Source organism: Enterovibrio qingdaonensis (genome assembly GCF_028683135.1).
Taxonomy (GTDB): Bacteria; Pseudomonadota; Gammaproteobacteria; order Enterobacterales; family Vibrionaceae; genus Enterovibrio; species Enterovibrio qingdaonensis.
Genome location: NZ_JAJUBB010000027.1, coordinates 19,738 through 40,110, shown reverse-complemented (window position 1 = coordinate 40,110; position 20,373 = coordinate 19,738). Strand labels below are relative to the sequence as shown.

General features: G+C 49.5%; 17 protein-coding genes and 7 tRNA genes. 17 read left to right on the top strand and 7 right to left on the bottom strand.

Annotated elements, in window-relative coordinates; all coding sequences use genetic code 11:
* The first annotated feature begins 40 nt into the window (after window positions 1–40).
* From atpG to LRP49_RS22820, 15 genes are all read left to right on the top strand, one after another.
* Entirely contained in the window at window positions 41–907 is an 867-nt protein-coding gene (gene atpG / locus LRP49_RS22890; RefSeq protein ID WP_274145333.1) for a F0F1 ATP synthase subunit gamma, read from the top strand.
* Window positions 908–942: 35 nt separating this feature from the next.
* Complete coding sequence (atpD, locus tag LRP49_RS22885) at window positions 943–2,346, top strand: F0F1 ATP synthase subunit beta (RefSeq protein ID WP_274145331.1); 1,404 nt, start codon at window positions 943–945, stop codon at window positions 2,344–2,346.
* 18 nt (window positions 2,347–2,364) lie between these two features.
* Window positions 2,365–2,787, top strand: a complete 423-nt coding sequence (locus LRP49_RS22880; RefSeq protein WP_078752970.1) for a F0F1 ATP synthase subunit epsilon — start codon at window positions 2,365–2,367, stop codon at window positions 2,785–2,787.
* A gap of 210 nt (window positions 2,788–2,997) precedes the next feature.
* Entirely contained in the window at window positions 2,998–4,359 is a 1,362-nt protein-coding gene (glmU, locus tag LRP49_RS22875; protein ID WP_274145330.1) for a bifunctional UDP-N-acetylglucosamine diphosphorylase/glucosamine-1-phosphate N-acetyltransferase GlmU, read from the top strand.
* A 124-nt stretch (window positions 4,360–4,483) separates the two neighbouring features.
* Window positions 4,484–4,558, top strand: a tRNA-Gln gene (locus tag LRP49_RS22870).
* Window positions 4,559–4,562: 4 nt separating this feature from the next.
* Window positions 4,563–4,639: transfer RNA gene (locus tag LRP49_RS22865), tRNA-Arg, on the top strand.
* Between the two features lie 35 nt (window positions 4,640–4,674).
* Window positions 4,675–4,759 (top strand) — tRNA-Leu (locus tag LRP49_RS22860).
* 36 nt (window positions 4,760–4,795) lie between these two features.
* Window positions 4,796–4,870, top strand: a tRNA-Gln gene (locus tag LRP49_RS22855).
* Window positions 4,871–4,881: 11 nt separating this feature from the next.
* Window positions 4,882–4,958 (top strand) — tRNA-Met (locus LRP49_RS22850).
* An 83-nt stretch (window positions 4,959–5,041) separates the two neighbouring features.
* Window positions 5,042–5,128 (top strand) — tRNA-Leu (locus LRP49_RS22845).
* Window positions 5,129–5,170: 42 nt separating this feature from the next.
* A tRNA-Leu gene (locus LRP49_RS22840) sits at window positions 5,171–5,255 on the top strand.
* A 201-nt stretch (window positions 5,256–5,456) separates the two neighbouring features.
* A complete protein-coding gene (locus LRP49_RS22835; protein WP_274145328.1) occupies window positions 5,457–6,218 on the top strand; it encodes a DeoR/GlpR family DNA-binding transcription regulator in 762 nt (253 codons plus the stop codon).
* Between the two features lie 18 nt (window positions 6,219–6,236).
* Complete coding sequence (glmS, locus tag LRP49_RS22830; RefSeq protein WP_274145326.1) at window positions 6,237–8,072, top strand: glutamine--fructose-6-phosphate transaminase (isomerizing); 1,836 nt, start codon at window positions 6,237–6,239, stop codon at window positions 8,070–8,072.
* A gap of 305 nt (window positions 8,073–8,377) precedes the next feature.
* Window positions 8,378–8,749, top strand: coding sequence for a helix-turn-helix transcriptional regulator (locus LRP49_RS22825; protein ID WP_274145325.1), 372 nt, complete (start codon window positions 8,378–8,380; stop codon window positions 8,747–8,749).
* A gap of 229 nt (window positions 8,750–8,978) precedes the next feature.
* Window positions 8,979–9,368 carry a helix-turn-helix domain-containing protein gene (locus LRP49_RS22820; RefSeq protein ID WP_274145323.1) on the top strand — a complete coding sequence of 130 codons (390 nt, stop codon included), beginning with the start codon at window positions 8,979–8,981 and terminating at the stop codon, window positions 9,366–9,368.
* Between the two features lie 35 nt (window positions 9,369–9,403).
* Here the strand turns inward: LRP49_RS22820 and ilvA are convergent, their stop codons facing one another.
* The 5 genes from ilvA to ilvG are packed head-to-tail and all read right to left on the bottom strand — an operon-like array spanning window position 9,404 to window position 15,681.
* Window positions 9,404–10,960, bottom strand: a complete 1,557-nt coding sequence (gene ilvA, locus LRP49_RS22815; RefSeq protein WP_274145321.1) for a threonine ammonia-lyase, biosynthetic — start codon at window positions 10,958–10,960, stop codon at window positions 9,404–9,406.
* Between the two features lie 2 nt (window positions 10,961–10,962).
* A complete protein-coding gene (gene ilvD / locus LRP49_RS22810) occupies window positions 10,963–12,804 on the bottom strand; it encodes a dihydroxy-acid dehydratase (RefSeq protein ID WP_274145319.1) in 1,842 nt (613 codons plus the stop codon).
* Window positions 12,805–12,828: 24 nt separating this feature from the next.
* Window positions 12,829–13,764 carry a branched-chain amino acid transaminase gene (locus LRP49_RS22805; RefSeq protein WP_274145318.1) on the bottom strand — a complete coding sequence of 312 codons (936 nt, stop codon included), beginning with the start codon at window positions 13,762–13,764 and terminating at the stop codon, window positions 12,829–12,831.
* A 25-nt stretch (window positions 13,765–13,789) separates the two neighbouring features.
* Window positions 13,790–14,038: an acetolactate synthase 2 small subunit gene (gene ilvM / locus LRP49_RS22800; protein ID WP_274145316.1), complete on the bottom strand. Its 249-nt coding sequence runs from the start codon at window positions 14,036–14,038 to the stop codon at window positions 13,790–13,792.
* Window positions 14,035–15,681, bottom strand: a complete 1,647-nt coding sequence (gene ilvG / locus LRP49_RS22795; protein WP_274145314.1) for an acetolactate synthase 2 catalytic subunit — start codon at window positions 15,679–15,681, stop codon at window positions 14,035–14,037. Before ilvG ends, ilvM begins: the two co-directional genes overlap by 4 nt.
* Before the next feature lie 456 nt (window positions 15,682–16,137).
* Between ilvG and LRP49_RS22790 the strand changes: the two genes are divergently transcribed.
* Window positions 16,138–17,664, top strand: coding sequence for a YifB family Mg chelatase-like AAA ATPase (locus LRP49_RS22790; protein ID WP_274145312.1), 1,527 nt, complete (start codon window positions 16,138–16,140; stop codon window positions 17,662–17,664).
* 123 nt (window positions 17,665–17,787) lie between these two features.
* Window positions 17,788–18,711, top strand: coding sequence for an acyltransferase (locus LRP49_RS22785; RefSeq protein ID WP_274145710.1), 924 nt, complete (start codon window positions 17,788–17,790; stop codon window positions 18,709–18,711).
* Between the two features lie 35 nt (window positions 18,712–18,746).
* On the opposite strand, the gene LRP49_RS22780 is transcribed toward LRP49_RS22785, so the two are convergent.
* Together LRP49_RS22780 and LRP49_RS22775 are read right to left on the bottom strand one after the other, a co-directional pair.
* Window positions 18,747–19,349: a thiol:disulfide interchange protein DsbA/DsbL gene (locus tag LRP49_RS22780; protein ID WP_274145310.1), complete on the bottom strand. Its 603-nt coding sequence runs from the start codon at window positions 19,347–19,349 to the stop codon at window positions 18,747–18,749.
* A 36-nt stretch (window positions 19,350–19,385) separates the two neighbouring features.
* Window positions 19,386–20,372, bottom strand: a complete 987-nt coding sequence (locus tag LRP49_RS22775) for a serine/threonine protein kinase (protein WP_274145308.1) — start codon at window positions 20,370–20,372, stop codon at window positions 19,386–19,388.
* Window position 20,373: the final 1 nt, after the last annotated feature.

The following is a 20,373-nucleotide window of genomic DNA, read 5'->3' as shown; positions in this document are numbered from 1 at the left end:
GAAGGCCGCGAAAGCGGCCTTCTGACAACGGAGAGTAACGATGGCCGGCGCAAAAGAAATTCGTAACAAGATCGGAAGTGTAAAAAGTACACAGAAGATCACTAAAGCGATGGAAATGGTAGCAGCTTCAAAAATGCGTCGTTCGCAAGACGCAATGGAGTCTTCTCGTCCATACGCGACCACTATGCGCAAAGTGATCGGTCATGTCGCCCTTGGCAAACTAGAGTATCGCCATCCTTATTTGGAAGAGCGTGAAGCCAAGCGCGTCGGTTACATCATCGTATCATCTGACCGCGGCCTGTGTGGCGGCTTGAACATCAACTTGTTCAAGCGCGCGATTAATGAAATGCAAACGTGGACCCAACAAGGCGCAGAAGTTGAAACTGCCCTGATTGGTGCGAAAGCAACGGCATTTTTTAACAGCTACGGCGGAAATGTTTCAGCACAAGTTTCTGGTTTGGGTGATAACCCTTCACTGGAAGATCTGATCGGTACGGTCGGTGTGATGCTGAATAAATATGATGAAGGCCAACTGGATCGTTTGTATCTGGTTTACAACAAGTTTGTAAATACCATGACGCAGGAACCAGTGATCGATCAATTGCTGCCTTTGCCTAAGTCAGAAGACGAGAGCATGAAACGCAGCCACGCTTGGGACTATATCTACGAGCCTGAGCCAAAACCACTTCTGGATACCCTGCTCGTTCGCTATGTCGAATCTCAGGTATACCAAGGTGTGGTTGAAAACCTCGCGTGCGAACAAGCTGCGCGAATGGTTGCGATGAAGGCTGCAACAGATAATGCAGGTGATCTGATTGATGAACTGCAACTGGTGTATAACAAAGCCCGTCAGACTGCAATTACACAAGAGCTCTCGGAGATTGTCTCCGGTGCAGCTGCGGTGTAAGGCAAGGGCCAACGAACTATTTTAGAGGAATAACGATGGCTACAGGTAAGATCGTTCAGATCATCGGTGCGGTAGTCGACGTGGAGTTTCCGCAGGAATCAGTACCTCAGGTATATGATGCCCTGAACGTGAAACGTGAAGGCGAGCGTCTGGTGCTGGAAGTTCAGCAACAGCTGGGTGGTGGTATCGTCCGTACCATCGCGATGGGTTCGTCTGATGGTCTGCGTCGTGGACTGGAAGTAGAGAACACAGGTAAGCCGATTGAAGTACCAGTAGGTATAGAAACTCTTGGACGTATCATGAACGTTCTGGGTGATTCAATCGACGAGCGTGGTGATATCGGTGAGAAAGAGCGTTACTCAATCCACCGTAGTGCTCCAAGCTACGAAGAGCAGTCCAATGCGACTGAGCTGCTAGAAACCGGTGTAAAAGTAATCGACTTGGTTTGCCCATTTGCGAAGGGTGGTAAAATCGGTCTGTTCGGTGGTGCAGGTGTAGGTAAGACCGTTAACATGATGGAGCTTATCAACAACATCGCACTGCAGCACTCAGGTCTATCAGTGTTCGCGGGTGTTGGTGAACGTACTCGTGAAGGTAATGACTTCTACTTCGAAATGCAGGAAGCCGGTGTTGTAAACATCGAGAACCCAGCAGAATCAAAAGTAGCCATGGTTTATGGTCAGATGAACGAGCCACCAGGTAACCGTCTGCGCGTTGCGCTTACTGGCCTGACTATGGCTGAGAAGTTCCGTGACGAAGGCCGTGACGTACTGTTGTTCATCGATAACATCTATCGTTACACCTTGGCGGGTACAGAAGTATCTGCACTGTTGGGTCGTATGCCTTCTGCGGTAGGTTACCAGCCTACGCTGGCAGAAGAGATGGGTGTACTCCAAGAGCGTATCACTTCAACCAAGAGTGGTTCTATCACATCTGTTCAGGCCGTTTACGTTCCTGCGGATGACTTGACGGATCCATCACCAGCAACCACGTTTGCTCACTTGGATGCAACCGTTGTACTTTCACGTAACATCGCTTCTTTGGGTCTGTACCCAGCGATCGACCCACTGGATTCGACGTCTCGTCAGCTTGATCCTCTGGTCATTGGTCAAGAGCACTATGATGTTGCGCGTGGCGTTCAGTCTGTACTGCAACGTTACAAAGAGCTGAAAGACATCATTGCTATCCTGGGTATGGATGAGCTGTCAGAAGACGATAAACTTGCGGTATCTCGTGCACGTAAGATTGAACGTTTCTTGACGCAGCCTTACCACGTAGCAGAAGTCTTCACCGGCCAACCAGGTGTCTACGTTTCGCTGAAAGAAACCATCGCAGGCTTTAAAGGCTTGATGAGTGGTGAGTACGACGATATCCCAGAGCAGGCATTCCTGTACTGTGGTGGTATCGAAGAAGTCCTCGAAAAAGCGAAGAACCTGTAACGGTTGTTAGGAGGCGATATGGCAGCGATGACCTTCCACCTGGATGTAGTAAGTGCGGAGAAACAATTGTTTTCAGGCCGTGCTGAATCTATTCAGGTTACTGGTAGCGAAGGTGAACTGGGTATTCATCCTAGTCACACTCCGCTGCTGACCGCCATTACGCCAGGTATGATCCGCATTATCAAACAGCATGGCCATGAAGAGGTAATTTACCTTTCTGGCGGTATGTTAGAAGTGCAACCTAGTACGGTTACCGTGCTGGCAGATACTGCAATTCGCGGTGTCGACTTGGATCAAGCTAAGGCAGAAGAAGCGAAGCGCCGTGCTGAGGACCGTATCCTCAATAAGCACGGAGATATGGACTTTGCTCAGGCGGCCAGTGATCTGGCTAAAGCGATTGCCCAGCTTCGAGTAATCGAGCTGACGAAAAAGGCACGCTAAATCCGGTAACGCACCAAAAGCTGAAAGGCGACCTAATAAGGTCGCCTTTTTTATATTTGCAGATTACTCAAGAAAAAGTGTCTATTAACTCCGATAGTGTGTCGGTAAATTTCAATTTTCTTTAATGAGTTATCCCGTTTAGGTAGGGAAAAGGCTACAATAATAGCCAATAATTTGACGTGTAATCTAGATACAAAGGATGTCGACTTCATGAGTTTCAGTGCTGTGATTCTGGCTGCGGGTAAAGGGACCCGTATGTATTCCAATCTGCCAAAAGTTCTTCATACCCTGGCGGGTAAGCCAATGGTCAAGCATGTGATTGATACATGCACCTCGTTGGGGGCTCAAAACCTTCATCTGGTTTATGGCCATGGCGGTGAAGCAATGAAAGCAGCACTGGCAGAAGAGCCTGTTCAGTGGGTGCTTCAGGCAGAGCAGTTGGGAACGGGTCACGCTGTAGCACAAGCAGCACCTGAGTTTCACGACGAAGAGCAAGTATTGATTCTTTATGGGGATGTTCCACTTATTTCTGAACAAACCATTGAGAACTTGCTGGATGCTCAACCGGTTGACGGTATTGCGTTGTTGACCGTGGTATTAGACAACCCTGCAGGTTACGGCCGTATTGTTCGCCGCAATGGCCCTGTTGTGGCAATCGTTGAAGACAAAGATGCGTCACAAGAGCAAAAGCTGATTAAAGAAATCAACACCGGTGTGATGGTGGCAACAGGCCGTGATCTGCGTCGCTGGCTGTCTGCGCTTAAAAATGAAAACGCACAAGGTGAATACTACCTAACAGATGTGATTGCGATTGCGCACGCAGAAGGCCGTGCAGTAGAAGCGGTTCACCCTGAAAGTGCCATTGAAGTAGAAGGCGTCAACAATCGCATTCAATTGGCGCGCTTGGAGCGTGCTTATCAAGCGGCGCAAGCTGAAAAGCTTCTGGAAAGCGGCGTGATGCTGCGTGACCCTGCGCGTTTTGACCTTCGTGGTCAGTTGCAGTGCGGCACAGACGTTGAAATAGACGTTAACGTGGTTATCGAAGGCTCAGTGACGCTGGGCGACAATGTCGTCATCGGTGCGGGTTGTGTGCTGAAAGACTGTGAGATTGACGACAACACGATTGTGCGTCCTTATAGTGTTATTGAAGGTGCATCTGTTGGAGAAGACTGCACGGTTGGACCGTTTACTCGTCTACGTCCAGGTGCGGAGCTGGTGGGTGATTCTCACGTGGGTAACTTCGTGGAAGTTAAAAACGCACGTTTAGGGCAAGGCTCTAAGGCAAATCACCTGACCTACTTGGGTGATGCTGAGATTGGCGATCGCGTAAATATTGGTGCGGGTACTATTACTTGTAACTATGATGGCGCGAATAAACACAAGACCATCATCGAAGATGACGTATTTATTGGCTCTGACAGCCAGCTTGTGGCACCTGTGACCATTAAAAAAGGGGCGACGGTAGGTGCTGGCACGACGGTTACGACCAACGTGGGTGAAGACCAACTCATCATCACACGTGCCAAAGCGCGTACCCTTGATGGCTGGCAACGTCCAACCAAGAACAAATAATCGCCAATTTTGAAGAAAAAACACCGCAAAAGCGGTGTTTTTTCATTTTTAGCTCAAAACATCAGCAAACAGAAAAATGGGGGTTGACGGCCTACCTAATCCGCAATATTATACGCGCCTCTGTTGGGGTATCGCCAAGCGGTAAGGCAGCGGCTTTTGATGCCGCCATTCCCTGGTTCGAATCCAGGTACCCCAGCCAGAACGCGACCGTAGCTCAGCTGGATAGAGTACCTGGCTACGAACCAGGCGGTCGGAGGTTCGAATCCTCCCGGTCGCGCCATCTCCTCCTTTTTAAGGTTGAGATAACAATTAGATGCGGAAGTGGCGAAATTGGTAGACGCACCAGATTTAGGTTCTGGCGCCGCAAGGTGTGAGAGTTCAAGTCTCTCCTTCCGCACCATTATTTGAAGATCATGCTTTCGAGCGTGGTTGCTGTTGGGGTATCGCCAAGCGGTAAGGCAGCGGCTTTTGATGCCGCCATTCCCTGGTTCGAATCCAGGTACCCCAGCCATATTTTAGGTTGGCTACGTAGCTCAGTTGGTTAGAGCACATCACTCATAATGATGGGGTCACAGGTTCGAATCCCGTCGTAGCCACCACTTATTCGAAAGTCTCATGACTTTCTGCTAGATAAGACACCTTACCAGTGTCTCCGAGCTAAGCTCAATATCAGGCAAAAAATGCGATGGTGGCGGAATTGGTAGACGCGCTAGCTTCAGGTGTTAGTGTCCTAACGGACGTGAGAGTTCAAGTCTCTCCCTTCGCACCAAACATCACTTAAGCCTCTTTTGAGGGTTAGGTAAAACAATTTGCGGAAGTGGCGAAATTGGTAGACGCACCAGATTTAGGTTCTGGCGCCGCAAGGTGTGAGAGTTCAAGTCTCTCCTTCCGCACCATGATTGAAAGCAGGCTCTTGTAGCCTGCTTTTTTTCTATCTGTACTTTTTAAATCAACACGCTTCCTGCTTCCCTTCTCGGTATTCTCTGTATAATTCCTTTTTGTGCACCGGATCAACTCTTCGTGATTTCGATCGCATTTTAATATTGATCTCTCGCTAACTTATATAATATCTTTCGAAACGAAAGTTTGGTGGTTACATGTCGAAACGTAATACTCAACAAAGGCGTCATGCTATCGTTGCTATGCTGACGGAAAAGGGCAAAGTCAGTGTTGATGAACTCTCATCCTTATTTGAGACATCAGAAGTAACAATACGTAAAGACCTTGCTGAGCTTGAGAAAAATGGCATTTTGCTTCGACGATATGGCGGTGCTGTTCCGGTTCCTCACGAGATGGTTTCGGAAAGTGCGGTAAAAGTTTCGGAACAAAAGTTAGCGATCGCAAAAATGGCGGTGAGTCGGATCCGCGACCATAATCGAATAGTGGTGGACAGTGGCTCTACAACGGCTGCGTTAATTCCACTGCTAAACCATAAACGTGGTTTGGTCGTGATGACGAATTCACTCAATGTTGCTCAGGCAATTAAAGAGTTGGAAAACGAACCGACGTTGTTAATGACGGGTGGTACTTGGGATCCGCATTCTGAGGCTTTTCAGGGACAAGTGGCAGAGCAGGCGTTGCGAGCATACGACTTTGATCAGCTTTTTATCGGGGCGGACGGTATTGATGTTGCGCGCGGCACAACGACATTCAATGAAATTGTCGGTTTGAGCCGCGTCATGTCAGAAGTGTGCCGTGAAGTGATCGTGCTGATTGAATCGGACAAGATTGGGCGCAAAATCCCCAACCTTGAATTGCCATGGCATGCCATTACAACCGTTATTACGGACAGCTGTATCGATGACACCACCAAACAGGCCATTGAAAAAATGGGCACAGAGGTGATCTGCGCCCCTTAATACTGACTGGGGTTAACTATGTGTGGAATTGTGGGTGCTGTTGCACAACGGGACATTGCGGAGATATTGCTTGAAGGGCTGCGTCGTCTTGAGTATCGCGGATACGACTCATCGGGATTGGCAATTGTTGATTCCGAGAAGACGCTGACAAGAGAGCGTCGTGTCGGTAAGGTAAAAATGCTCTCAGATGCTCTCGCAGAGCAGCCTATTGCTGGTGGAACAGGCATTGCGCATACTCGTTGGGCGACACACGGTGAACCAAGTGAAGCCAACGCCCATCCACACACTTCGGGTGAAAATATTGCTGTGGTTCATAACGGCATCATTGAGAACCACGAAGCACTACGTGCGCAACTTCAAGCACGTGGCTACGTTTTTTCTTCGCAGACAGATACCGAAGTTATTGCTCACTTGGTTGACTGGGAACTTGCACAAGGTGGTTCGCTACTGCAGGCGTTTCAACGCACAGTCAGCCAACTAGACGGTGCTTACGGCACCGTTGTGATGGACCGCCGTGACCCCGAGAGATTGATTGCAGCACGTTCTGGCAGTCCACTCGTTATTGGGTTGGGTATCGGTGAGAACTTCCTTGCCTCCGATCAGCTTGCTCTGCTTTCCGTAACACGCCGTTTTATTTTCCTCGAAGAAGGCGATGTGGCTGAAATCACTCGTCGAGACGTAAAAATTTGCAATTTGCAAGGCGAGTCCGTTACGCGAGAAATCCATGAGTCCTCACTTGAGCACGATGCAGCCGACAAAGGGCAGTTCCGTCACTACATGCAAAAAGAAGTGTTTGAGCAACCTTCGGCCATTATCAATACGTTGGAAGGACGTGTGGATTTGAATTCTGTGCGTGTAGACAGCATTGGTCACGGGGCTGCTGATATTCTTCAGCGAGCAGAGCACATTCAGATCGTCGCTTGTGGCACGTCTTACAATGCCGGTTTTGTTGCTAAGTACTGGTTTGAGTCTATTGCTGGGATAAGCTGTGACGTAGAAATTGCATCGGAGTTTCGTTACCGCAAATTCGTCACCCGCCCGAATAGCTTACTCATAACGCTCTCACAGTCGGGAGAGACTGCCGATACTCTCGCTGCTTTGCGTTTGGCGAAAGAGCGCGGCTTTATGTCAGCGATGACGGTGTGTAATGTCGCGGGCTCGTCGCTCGTGAGGGAATCGGATTTGGCCTTTATGACACGGGCTGGGGCTGAAATCGGTGTTGCATCCACCAAAGCCTTTACCACGCAATTAGCGGCGTTGCTGATGCTAGTAACGGCTGTAGGAAAGATCAAAGGTCACGTCGATCATAAGAAAGAAGCCGATATTGTTCAGGCTCTGCATCGACTACCCAGTGACATTGAGCAGGCTCTCGCACTGGATAATCACATTGAGCAGCTTGCCGAGGATTTTGCTGACAAACACCATGCATTATTTCTGGGGCGTGGTGAGTTTTATCCTATTGCCATGGAATCGGCACTCAAGCTCAAAGAGATTTCCTACATTCATGCCGAAGCGTATGCAGCGGGTGAGCTAAAGCATGGTCCGCTTGCATTGATTGACGCAGACATGCCAGTGATCGTGATTGCCCCTAATAACGAATTGCTAGAGAAATTGAAATCCAATATTGAAGAAGTTCGTGCTCGTGGTGGGCAGCTTTATGTGTTTGCTGATAAAGAAGCCGGCTTTGAAAACAGTGCGGGGATGTCTATTGTCGCCATGCCACACGTGGATGCCATCACTGCGCCGATTTTCTATACAATCCCAATGCAATTATTGTCATATCACGTTGCATTGATCAAAGGTACGGATGTCGATCAGCCTCGAAACCTCGCGAAAGCCGTGACGGTGGAGTGATATAGCGCAATGTAATCAAACCAAGAAAGGGGCTTAAGTCCCTTTTTTGTCGTTCAAGTCATACAAGTTGACGGTAAATTGCTATTTGCAACTTGGCAAACCTTGCGATCATTTGCATTTTGCAAATCATTTCGCACTCTTAACAAGACATCACGCCTAGAAAGATAAACACACTGTAGATGTTGTTTATTAAGTTTATGATTTTAAATAGAAATATCTTTGTCTAAATAGTTGGCGCGTATTGTGCATATTATCGATAAAACAGCACAAGAATAATCAAAGCTGTATGTCGTAGGGATTGAAGTATGATTGATTCAAAATCACAAGTAGCAAAACGCATCAAAGAAGCACGTGAGTGGAAGGGTATCACTCAGGTGAAAATGGCGAAACTTCTCGAAGTTGCACGCCAAACATATTTAGACATCGAAACAGGTAAAACTGAGCCTCGCGTTCGTATGCTATCTGAAATTGCCGAAATAACCGACCGTCCTTTGGTGTGGTTTGTTTATGGTGATGCAGACGTTGAACTTCATGATGTGCAGTACAAACAGGACGTAAATCGCCTGCTTGAGCACTTCTCAAAACTGCCGCATGAAGCACGAACGGCAATTCTCAATCAAAGTGTAAATATGGCTTCATTTCTGGTGAATTACTCAAAACCAGCGCAACGGGGTTGAGCACTCACTTACTTGGAGAGCCAAGTATAGCCTTGCCTGCGAAAATGGGTATTGCACATTAACGTTGTCATATGGCTTAGGCAACACCAGCCTTATTTCACAATTCAATGACGCTTTGCATGTGAAGGCAACCACGCTGTGCATAATGCAGGATCTAGCAGTTAAGCGCGTTACGAGACCCGACAAAGGAAAGTTGGTGATGTAACGTCGAGTTGTGGGGCAATAAGCGATGTTGATTGTCAAAGCTCATGTTGCTCAGCGTATCCGTGAAGCGAGAGAATATCGCGATATAACTCAAGTAGAGATGGCCAAATACCTTAGTGTTGCGCGCCAGACTTACCTCGATATTGAATCGGGTAAGACAGAGCCAAAAGTGTCATCTCTGGTCATGATCGCTGAAGTAACTGGTCGTCCGTTAAATTGGTTGTTATACGGCGAAAGCTCACGAAGTGACATCGCGTTTACACACCGAGAAGAGTTGAACCGACTGTTAACACTGTTTAGCAGTCTTCCTCAATCGGCGCGTGATCTCGTGATGGAGCAGGCGTTGCTGTTTGCCGAATACATGGTGAATATGCCCGCCAAGCAAGAGCCAGATAAAAAAGAAGAAAATCTCTAGAAAAAAAGCCCAGCTACTGCTGGGCTTTTTCTTTATCAGGGTTTAGCAAGGAAGAAGCGATAGGACGGGTTATCGGTCTCGTCTTTCCATGAATAGCCAAGCTCTCTTAAATGCGCAGTGAAGGACAGCAAATCTTTATCATCTAATTCAAAGCCACATAGCACGCGACCATAGTCCGCCCCGTGGTTACGATAGTTAAAGATGCTGATATTCCAATGGGTACCTAACGTATTGAGAAAACGCAGCAAGGCTCCCGGATACTCAGGAAACTCAAAGCTGTATAGGCGCTCTTTCATTGGCTTGGTTGGGCGTCCGCCAATCATATAGCGAATGTGCACTTTTGCCATTTCATCATCAGACAGATCGACAACCGGATAGCCGCCTTTACGTAAATCGGTGATGATGCCATCAAGCTCTTCTTGTCCATTAAGCAAACGCACGCCAACAAAGATATTGGCTAACGCATCATCGCTGTGACGGTAGTTAAACTCTGTGACCGCACGGCCGCCAAGAATTTTGCAAAATTCCAAGAATGCGCCCGTTTGCTCTGGAATCGTCACCGCCAGTAGCCCTTCTCGTTTTTCACCGAGCTCTGCCCGTTCAGAGACATACCTCAAGCTGTGGAAGTTGGTGTTAGCACCGGAAAGGATAGCGGCAAGGTTTTTTCCTTGGACTTGGTGTTCATCCACGTATTTTTTCAGTCCAGCTAGCGAAAGCGCACCAGCTGGCTCTGAAATGGCGCGCGTATCTTCAAAGATATCTTTGACGGCTGCGCAGATAGCATCGCTTGATACGGTAATAACATCGTCGAGATGCGCCTGACACAGACGGAAGGACTCGTCACCAATGCGTTTAACCGCGACGCCATCTGCGAAGGTGCCTACATTGTCGAGCGTGACTGGCTCACCAGCATCTAACGCCGCTTTCAAGCAGGCAGAGTCTTCTGCTTCAACGCCAATCAGTTTGACGTGTGGCATGAGCTGCTTGACGATAACCGCAACACCTGCAGCGATACCGCCTCCGCCGACAGGCAGGAAGATATAGTCGAGATGACCATTTTGCTGCAGCATCTCCATACCAATGGTTCCTTGACCTGCGATCACCGAAGGGTGGTCAAACGGCGGAACAAAGGTATAGCCATGTTCCTCAGCCAATTCGACAGCTTGGGCTTTGGCTTCATCAAAGTTATTGCCGTGCAACACCACATTGCCGCCAAAACTGCGCACGGCAGCGACTTTAATGTCGGGTGTTGTACGCGGCATAACAATGGTCGCTCTAACCCCAAGCTTGCTACCAGACATCGCCACACCTTGGGCGTGGTTTCCTGCAGAGGCGGCAATTACACCGGCTTTTTTCTGGGTCTCGGTCAACTGAGCCATCATGTTATAGGCACCGCGCAATTTGAACGAATGCACCGGCTGGCGATCTTCACGCTTCAGTTGAATGGTATTGCCCAATCGCTGGGAAATTCGCGGCATGTCCTGCAGCGGGCTGACAATAGCCACTTCATAAACAGGTGCACGAAGAATATCGCACAGGTAATCAGCATTACTGAGCGGTGCTGGTTCTTGTTGTTGGCGGGCCTGAGTCATGATTACCCCTCCAGTTTGCTCTTGTCACGGACAGCGCCTTTGTCGGCACTGGTCGCCATGCTGGCGTACGCTTTTAGCGCAAAGGACACTTCACGTTGGCGAGATACTGGCTTCCAGCCTTTCGTGTCTTGCTCAGCGCGACGCGCATTGAGTTCATCATCGCTGACGTCCAGCACGATGCTGCGGTTCGGGATGTCGATATCAATGATGTCGCCTTGCTTGACCAAGCCAATGGTACCGCCGCTCGCCGCTTCTGGTGAAACGTGACCGATGGATAATCCACTGGTACCGCCAGAGAAACGGCCATCTGTGATAAGCGCACACGCTTTACCCAATCCCATTGATTTCAGGTAGGTGGTTGGATACAGCATTTCCTGCATACCTGGGCCACCTTTCGGACCTTCGTAGCGAATAACCACAACTTCGCCAGCTTTTACTGCGCCACCGAGGATGCCATTTACCGCATCTTCTTGGCTTTCAAAGACATGTGCTGGGCCACGGAACGTGAGGTTTTCTTTCTCAACACCTGCTGTTTTTACAATACAGCCATCGATAGCGATGTTGCCCGTCAATACGGCAAGGCCACCATCTTGGCTATAGGCGTTTTCTTTGGTGCGGATACAGCCTTCTGTGCGGTCGTCATCCAGCGTTTCCCATCGGCAGTCTTGAGAAAATGCCTTGGTGGTGCGGATACCTGCAGGACCTGCACGGTAGAAGGTTTTTACGTCTTCATCGTCCGTCACGGCGATATCGTATTTGGCCAAGGTGTCTGCCATGGTTTCACCCAGCACGTTGGGGACATCCGTTTTCAACAGACCGGCGCGATCTAGCTCGCCCAAAATGCCCATCACGCCACCTGCGCGGTGCACATCTTCCATGTGGTATTTCTGGGTAGAAGGTGCGACTTTGCAAAGGTGCGGTACTTGACGGGACAAGCGGTCGATGTCTGTCATATCGAAATCGATTTCGCCTTCCTGAGCAGCAGCCAGCAAATGAAGAATGGTATTGGTAGAGCCACCCATGGCGATATCCAACGCCATGGCATTTTCCAGTGCTGCTTTGCTAGCGATGTTGCGTGGCAACACCGATGCATCATCTTGCTCGTAGTAACGCTTAGTTAGGCTAACAATACGTTGGCCTGCGGTGACGAAAAGTTGCTCACGATCCGCGTGTGTAGCGAGCATCGAGCCATTACCCGGCTGGCTAAGGCCCATTGCTTCCGTCAGACAGTTCATTGAGTTAGCAGTAAACATGCCAGAGCAAGAGCCACAGGTTGGGCAGGCTGAACGCTCGATCTGCTCGCTTTGCTCGTCAGACACGTTTGGATCGGCACCTTGGATCATGGCATCAACCAGATCCAGCTTTAAGATCTGATCCGACAGTTTGGTTTTACCCGCCTCCATTGGGCCGCCGGAAACGAAAATCGCAGGGATATTCAGACGCATCGCTGCCATCAGCATCCCTGGGGTGATTTTGTCACAGTTGGAGATACACACCATGGCATCAGCGCAGTGTGCGTTGACCATGTATTCGACCGAATCTGCAATCAGTTCACGTGAAGGCAGGCTGTATAACATGCCGCCGTGGCCCATCGCGATACCATCATCAACCGCAATGGTGTTGAATTCTTTGGCGATACCGCCTGCGGCTTCAATTTCTTTGGCAACCAACTGGCCCAGGTCTTTCAGGTGAACGTGGCCTGGAACAAACTGGGTAAATGAGTTCACCACGGCAATAATGGGTTTGCCGAAATCTTCATCTTTAACGCCAGTGGCGCGCCACAATGCGCGCGCACCAGCCATATTGCGGCCGTGGGTGGTGGTGGCTGAACGGTACTTAGGCATTTCCTTATTCCTTCTTTTTACTGCTTACTTGGCTTCCGGAGAGACCGGATCTAGCCATCCCCACTTATCTTCTGTTTGACCATTGAACAGGCCAAAGAATGCGGATTGTACTTTTTCGGTGATTGGGCCACGTGTGCCTTCGCCGACCGTGATTTGGTCAACGCTGCGCACCGGCACGATTTCTGCGGCAGTCCCCGTCATAAAGACTTCATCTGCGAGGTAAAGTGCTTCACGGGCAATGTTTTCCTCACGCACTTCATAACCCATGTCTTTCGCGATGGTCATGATGGAGTCACGTGTGATACCTGGCAGAATGGCACTGGTCGCTGGTGGCGTCGAAATCACGCCGTTTTTCACCACAAACAGGTTCTCACCGGCACCTTCTGACAGGTAGCCGTCAACACTCAATGCGATACCTTCTGCGTAGCCATGACGACGTGCTTCGCCGCCCACCAGCAAGCTCGACAGGTAGTTACCACCGGCTTTTGCCGCGGTTGGAATGGTGTTGGGGGCAGCGCGGTTCCAGCTTGAAATCATGGCGTCTACGCCGTTTGCCAGAGCCTCTTCACCAAGGTAAGAACCCCAGCTAAATGCCGCAATGATCAGATCCATTTTAGTATCTGGTGGTGGGCATACACCGAGGCCCACGTTTCCAATAAATCCCAGCGGGCGGATGTAGGCAGAGCGCAAGTTATTTGCGCGTAATGTTTCGCGGCACGCTTCCATCAGTTCTTCAACACTGTAAGGAATCGGGAAGCGGTAAATCTTTGCGCTGTCTTTCAGGCGTTGCATGTGCTCTTGGTGACGGAATACAACGGGGCCATTTGGCGTGTCATAACAACGAATGCCTTCGAAGACTGACGTACCGTAGTGCATGGCGTGGGTCAAAACGTGAACGGTGGCATCTTGCCAAGGAATGAGCTCTCCGTTAGACCAAATAAAATCCGCGGTGTTTGCCATTATTTTAATCCTTATAAGTAACGCATTACTGTTGTTCTTGAGGGAGCAAACGTACGCGTGAGACATCCCATAATTTGTCTAATTGATTCTGAAGATTGGAGACTGGACGGTCGCTGTTTACTTCTAAGGTAATTTCGACGGCGTCGCTGTTGTCTTTATGATGCATATCCAGACGGGTGAGGCGAAAGCCGCGGTGACGAACAATGCGAAGCAGACGCTCAAGCAATTCCGGCTTGTCGTCAGCATTGATAAGAAGCGTGTGAGATTGGCTCATGTTCTCTCCAACATATCCTGGTTGGCGGCACCGGGTGGAACCAGTGGCCATACGTTCTCTTCCTCTGAGATAGCAACATGCAGCATGTAGGCTGTGTCACTGGCCAGCATTGCCTCAAGGGCAGGCTGAACCTCGTCTTTGCGGGTAATGGTCTTACCCGGTATATCAAATGCCTTTGCGAGTGCAACAAAGTCAGGGTTATCCGACAGGTTGGTTTCACTGTAGCGTTTATTGAAAAACAGTTCCTGCCACTGACGAACCATGCCAAGACGCTGATTATCGAGCAGGACTATCTTCACGGGTATATTACGTCGTTTTAACGTACCAAGCTCTTGAACGTTCATCATAAACGACCCGTCTCCCGAAACTAATACGACCTCGTCCTCTGGGCGTGCCATTTTTGCCCCCATGGCAGCGGGTAAACCAAAGCCCATGGTGCCCAAGCCCGCAGATGTCAGCAAATTTTCAGGACGGCGAGGTTCTACGTGCTGTGCTACCCACATTTGGTGTTGGCCTACATCGGTCGCTACCACCGTGGAATCTGGCATGGTGTCTGAAAGTTGCTTTAGCAGCAGTGGTGCAAAAATCGGGTCGCCGGGGTGGTCATAACGCCAGCCGAAATCCGCTTTCATTGCGACGATGTTTTCTTGCCATGCCGCAATATCAGAAGGCTCGCCGAGCTGAGGTAACACGGTATTTAGCTCGCCACGTAATGCGACGTTAGCGCGACGTAGCTTGTTGAATTCGGCCGCATCAATGTCGATGTGGATGACGTTAGCATGAGGCGCAAAGGTATCTAATTTGCCGGTCACGCGATCGTCAAAACGTGCGCCAATAGCGATCAGCAGATCGGATTGTTGCACGGCAAGGTTCGCCGCTTTGGTGCCGTGCATACCCAGCATGCCAAGGTAGTAAGGATAATCCTTGTCAACCGAGCCCAATCCTTTCAGTGTGCTGGTGGCGGGGATTTGGTGGTGCGCGAGAAATTGACGCAACGTATCCGTCGCGTGTCCAAGCTGGATGCCGCCGCCGACGTAAACGATCGGCTTTTTCGCCTGAGCGATCAAGGTATTCGCTTCTTGCAAAACAGACGGTGAAATTTCAGGCATCGCGGGGAGTGGCAGGACGGGAACCTCAACGCTATCAAGCTGCGCTAATTGTACGTCTTTGGCTATATCGACAAGAACAGGACCCGGTCGGCCTTCTTTGGCGACGACAAACGCTTCAGCTAAGGTGGAGGCTAACTCGCGGGTGTCGGTAACCAAGAAACTGTGTTTGGTACACGCAAGGGAAAGCCCTAAAACATCCACTTCTTGAAAAGCATCGGTACCGATAAGCGGGCTGGCAACTTGACCCGTGATAGCAACGATGGGTACGGAGTCCATCATCGCGTCTGCAAGACCCGTGATAAGGTTGGTTGCGCCTGGTCCTGAGGTGGCGAGGCAAACCCCAACACCGCTTGTTGAACGGGCATACCCGATAGCGGCCATGGCGGCACCTTGTTCATGACGACAAAGCACGTGATCAACACCACCGTCATACAGCGCGTCGTACACCGGCATGATAGCACCGCCGGGATAGCCGAAAATGGTCGTCACGCCTTGTTGGCGTAACGCGCTAACTACCAGTTGTGCGCCTGTCATTTTGACCTCCCGATGTAACATTGTGGAGAGGTATGTGTCTGCTCTGCTTCCTTAGAAGGTTCCATGCCGCGTTATCCTTTTTGCGTTTACAACCGTACGTCCATATGTGAAAAAAGCCCCCGGACCTTTCGATGCGGGGGCTGGTTGCGATGTTTGTTTGCTATTTTCGAACCGTCGCTGCCCCTCGCGGTAGTAGCACCACGATAATTGAAATAATAATGACTAGAGCGCGATTCGATTTATTCATTTTTGATTCATTCTTCGCCGTATGTGTCGGCTGTGTATGATTATGTCAACGTTTGTTTGCATACATGTTGTCCGCTCATAGTGGTATCACAGACCTTCGTCGCATGACAAGAAAAAAATGAGCAGTTTTTCCAAAATCTGCTTAATGATGCAGTAATACTTAATATTAATACGTTTAAGTTATTGATAATTATATAGTTAGTTGCATTCATGAATTTAGCCATTATTCACAGTCGCGCTTGCGTTGGTGTAAGTGCTCCTTCCGTTACTGTTGAGGTTCATATCAGTAATGGTTTACCGGGTTTTAACTTAGTTGGCCTTGCGGAAACGACGGTCAAAGAAGCCAGAGATCGTGTTCGCAGTGCCATTGTGAATTCGGGATACGAATTTCCAGCGCGTCGGATAACCGTCAACCTCGCGCCTGCCGATCTCCCCAAAGAAGGCGGTCGTTTTGACTTACCCATTGCCCTTGGCATTCTCGCGGCGTCGGGGCAGATCCCCATGACCCGTTTGGATGGGCTTGAGTTTGTCGGTGAACTGGCTCTTTCAGGTCAGCTTCGCGGGGTTAAAGGTGCGCTGCCTGCTGGCGTTGCGACGAGAGAGGTAGACAGGCAGCTTATTGTTCCTGACGACAATGGGGGGCAAGTGGCACTGGTTGGGCGAGATCGTCACCTTTCTGCGCCTGATCTCATCAGTGTTTGTCGCCATCTCAGTGGTCAAGGCAGTTTAGGTCTAAAAGAGCCTGATGATGAGGATATCAGCGGCAGTTTGCCCACGCGGTGTATGCAAGACATTATCGGACAGCAACAAGGGAAGCGAGCGTTAGAAATTGCAGCAGCAGGCAGTCACAACCTTTTGTTTTTAGGGCCTCCTGGAACAGGAAAAACCATGCTCGCGTCCAGAATGGCGGATTTATTGCCACCGATGAGTGACGAAGAGGCACTGGAGACAGCGGCGGTAACCTCGTTGACCGAAAAGCCGCTGCATGAAGGAAATTGGCGGCAGCGGCCGTATCGAACACCTCACCACTCAAGCTCAATGGCTGCGTTGGTGGGCGGTGGCACCGTGCCAAAGCCCGGTGAGATTTCATTGGCGCATAACGGCCTGCTGTTTTTGGATGAAATGCCTGAGTTTGAGAGAAAAGTGCTGGATTCACTGCGCGAGCCACTAGAATCCGGCGAAATCGTCATTTCTAGGGCGAACGGGAAAACGCGCTTTCCTGCGCGTTTTCAATTGATAGGTGCGTTAAACCCTAGCCCTACTGGCCATTATGAAGGTCAACTTTCTCGAACGAATCCACAAGCGACGCTTCGCTACCTGAATCGACTATCGGGTCCCTTTCTTGATCGTTTCGATTTATCGATAGAAATCCCTGCTCTGCCTCGAGGTACGCTTACGGAGGGCGGTGATCGCGGAGAGCCAACCGCCGTTGTTAAAGCGCGAGTGAGTCAAGCCAGAGCGGTCATGTTGGCGCGCGCTGGGAAAGTAAACGCACAGCTATCCAGCCGCGAAATAGACAAGTACTGCCCATTGGCACGTGAAGATGCGGATTTTCTAGAAACCGCGTTGCATCGCCTGGGGCTTTCCATTCGTGCCTACCACCGGATCATAAAAGTGGCACGTACCATTGCTGATTTGGCGGGGGAGAAAGATATTTGTCGGGGCCATCTCGCGGAAGCGTTGGGCTATCGCTCCATGGACCGATTGTTGAAACAGTTGACGGCATTGGCCAGCTAGTCCCGGTTGCTTTTTAGGCACTGATTTGACCACTGGTAACTGAATGGTGTTTTTTATTTGTCCAGAGTATTATTACGGCCTCTTAACAATATCTAATTCAACGCGCTGGGAAACTGTTTTTTGCTGCTACTCGTTCTAAATTCTGCGCTGGTTTGTGTTAACACTGCGTTTTGGTCGGTGTTAATTTGCTGCCTTGCGCTTTTAAAACTGCTCTTGCCGATCCCTGCGTGGCAGCGTGTTGTGTCTAAGGCTTGCAACGGTTTTATGTGGGCATGGGCGACACTCAATTACAAACTTCTGATGCTGACATCGGATGTGGAGTGGGATGTAGAAGGGGGAGAAGGGCTCAACAAAGAAGGTTGGTATCTTTTGATTTCCAATCACTTGAGCTGGACCGATATCGTGGTGATTTTCTCGGTGTTTCGAAACCGCATACCCATGGCGAAGTTTTTCCTTAAACAACAGCTATTGTACGTCCCATTCTTGGGGTTGGCCTGCTGGGCAGTAGATATGCCGTTTATGAAGCGTTATTCGCGCCAGTACCTTATCAAGCACCCTGAAAAGCGTGGATGCGATTTGGAAACCACCCGAAAATCCTGTACCCGTTTTCGTCATACGCCAACCACTGTGGTGAACTTTGTCGAAGGAACCCGTTTTACTGATGAAAAGCAGAAACAAACGCGTTCTCCATTTAATCACCTTTTGGCCCCGAAAACCGGCGGTATTGCTTACACACTGGGTGCGATGGGCGAGCAGTTTGATGCCATCATCAATGTGACTGTCGCTTACCCAGAAAATCGCACCTTGCCGTTTAAGGACTTGCTGTCAGGCCGCATGAAAAAGGTGGTAGTACGTGTCCACACATTACCTGTGGATGAGAAAGTGACGGGAGACTACTTTAATGACAAGGTATTTAAGCGTCACTTCCATCAGTGGTTAACATCCGTATGGGAAGAGAAAGACCGTGAGCTGGAAGCGATTTACGCGAAAAGCCCAGCGATGCTGTCAGGAAAGGTACCTGAGCAAAGCTCGGTAAGAACGCAATAAAAAAGGGCCATGCGGCCCTTTTTTGTTTCTGGTATTTATTGCGTTAGTAGGTAGTTAACCAGCGCGAAGTAGTCTTCTGTACTGTTGATGGTCGTTGGCGTCACGTGATAGCGGCCATTAACAATCAGTGCTGGTACTCCGCGAAGACCTGATTCTTGGAACGCTTTATCAAAGCGGTTTGCCATCGCATTTACGGCAAAGCTGTTATAGGTTCCGTCAAACTTCTTCGCGTCCACACCTTCATCAATAAAGATCTGGCGGATTTCTTCTTCGTTGCGCGGTGGTTTGTTCAACACATGAATGCGGTTGAAAATCACTGGCGCAATTTTGTCTTCCACGCCGAGCATTTCTGCGGTGGCATACGCCTTGCTCAGTGCTTTACCCATGCCGCCACCCATAAACGAAACGTGATTTTTGTTAAACGAAACGTTTTCTGGGATCTGCTTTTTCAGCTCAGTCATTAAGCCTTGGCTGCGGAAGCAATGTGGGCAATAAAATGAAAAGAACTCGGTAATAGTGGGTGATTCTGATTTTGGTAAATCCAGAATTTGGTAATCTTCGCCCGCATTGAAACGTGCTGCTTGCGCAGAAAACGCCAACATTGCTGCTGCGGCGACTGCGAACAGTTTTTTCAACATAGCTTTCTTTCTCCCTGATTGTAATAGTTTTTCAGCTTACCATTGAGGTGTCAGCGTCAGTGCTGGCTCTTCAAGTGCTGCTAATTGTTCTTTAAAAGCGAGTACCTGACTTTCCCAATATTTTGCCTCAGCAAACCATGGGAATGCACGAGGAAATGCGGGATCTTGCCAACGTTTTGCCAACCACGCCATGTAGTGCACCATTCTGAGACCGCGAAGTGGCTCGATAAGTTGCAACTGTTGGTGAGGAAAGTCGTAAAACTCTGAATACGCTTCTGCAACCGTATCCAATTGTGCAAGTTGGTCGTTGCGATCACCGTTGAGCAGCATCCAGATATCTTGAATGGCTGGGCCATTTCTTGCGTCATCCAAGTCAACAAACATTGGGCCATCACGCCACAAGATGTTGCTTGGGTGGCAATCACCGTGTAAGCGAATAGAGGGCCAATTTTCCTGCCAACGACGCGACAAGACATCAATTAGGCGGTCTAAGTCGGAAAAAAATGCATTTTCTAAGTGATGAGGAATGAAGCTGCTGTTTTCGAGTGTTTTTCGTGGCTGAAAGAGGTATTCATCCAGACCAATGGTCGGGCGTTCGGTGAACGGTTTGCTGGCACCGAGTTTATGAATACGGCCAAGAAAACGGCCAACCATTTCCAGTTGGTCCCAGTTGTCGACTTCAAAACTTCTACCACCAACGCTTGGGAATACGGCGAAGCGATAGCCTTCATGTTCAAATAAACTATTGCCATCAAGCATGATCGGCGCGGCAACAGGAATGTCAGCTTGCTCCAAATCGAAGGCAAATTGATGCTCTTCGAGGATTTGCGCATTGCTCCAGCGCTGTGGACGATAGAACTTGGTCACGAAGCGACGGCGTTCTTCATCCTGAAATTGATAAACACGGTTTTCATAGCTGTTTAATGGCAGCAAACCGGATTCTGGCCGAATACCTACAGACTCTAATGCGTTGATTAGCATGTCCGGTGTTAGGTGTTCAAAGGAAAACTGGGCGTCACTCATT